Here is a 1,105-nt window from a genome sequence, read left to right as displayed (position 1 = left end):
TGCAGCTTCAGCGTTGCTGCAGTTCGGCGCGCACGATCTTGGTTCCCTCGACGAGGGCGTGGAGCTTGTCCTTGGCGATGTAGCGCTGCAGCAGGATGAGGCCGCAGTCGGTGGTCACGCCCAGGCGATCGGCCGGCACGTACTGGAGCAGTTTGCGGATGCGCCCGGCGACCTGCTCGGCAGTCTCGGTGATCGTGCTCTTCACATCGATCACGCCGGCCCAGAAGTCCACATTGGCCGGCAACGGATGCTGCTTGATGACGTCCAGCCCGGACAGGTCGTCCGCACGGCGACCGCAGCTCTCCAGGTTCAGCACGCTGATGTTGGCCTGGTAGGCCTTCGGAATGATCGAGGACGTGGGCGAAGGCTCCGCACCAACCCGCTTGGACAGATCGAACACCTCACCCGCCTTGGCCGTCTCGTCGGGCATGTAGGCCGGCGTGCCGCCCCAGTTGCCCCAGCACACGTGCACGACGATCTTGGACTTCGTGATCCCTTGGACCGCGCGGTTGAACGCCTCGATGGCGTAGTCCTCGAAGAAGTACGGCCAGGTGAACTCGTCGATCTGGATGAACTCCGCGCCGATCGCCTCGACCTCCTTCAGGTCTTCGTTGATCGCCGCGGCGATCGCCAGCGCACGCTCCCGGCTGGACTTGTAGTACAGGTCGTTGGCCACCTGCGCCAGCACCTGCACCCCGGTGTATTGCACCTTGATCGGCTTCTTGGTCGCCTTGCGCAGCGCCTTGGCCTGCTCGATCATCAGCGCCCCGTAGCGCTTGATCTCCTTGGTGACCGTGCCCGAGTGCAGGCGGCTGTAGATCGGGAAACCCAGGTTGCCGCCCTTGAGGTCGTAGCCCAGGCGGTGCAGGTAGTAGTACACCGCCTGATCGGCGTAGTTGTCGCCGTGCACCCGCCCGTCCGTGATGATGTCCAGGCCCGCCTGCTCCTGATCGCGCACCATCGCGCCCACCACATCCTCCAGCGCCTCCTGCCACATCGAGTCGGGCGGCTGCTGATCCCCGGTGAAGTGCCGCGCAAAGGCTGCATCCCACCAGCGCGGATTGGGGTAGTTGCCGACCATGCTGGTCGGAATGAGCACGTCCTG

1 protein-coding gene is annotated in these 1,105 nt (G+C 64.8%); it reads right to left on the bottom strand.

Translation table 11 applies throughout. The features are described from left to right. Window positions 1-7: 7 nt before the first annotated feature. A partial coding sequence (locus Q7V20_RS22890) for a cobalamin-independent methionine synthase II family protein (protein WP_304796251.1) occupies window positions 8-1,105 on the bottom strand: 1,098 nt, incomplete at its 5' end.

Source organism: Aquabacterium sp. (genome assembly GCF_030652515.1).
Taxonomy (GTDB): Bacteria; Pseudomonadota; Gammaproteobacteria; order Burkholderiales; family Burkholderiaceae_C; genus Aquabacterium.
This window is presented reverse-complemented; position numbering and strand designations above follow the sequence as displayed.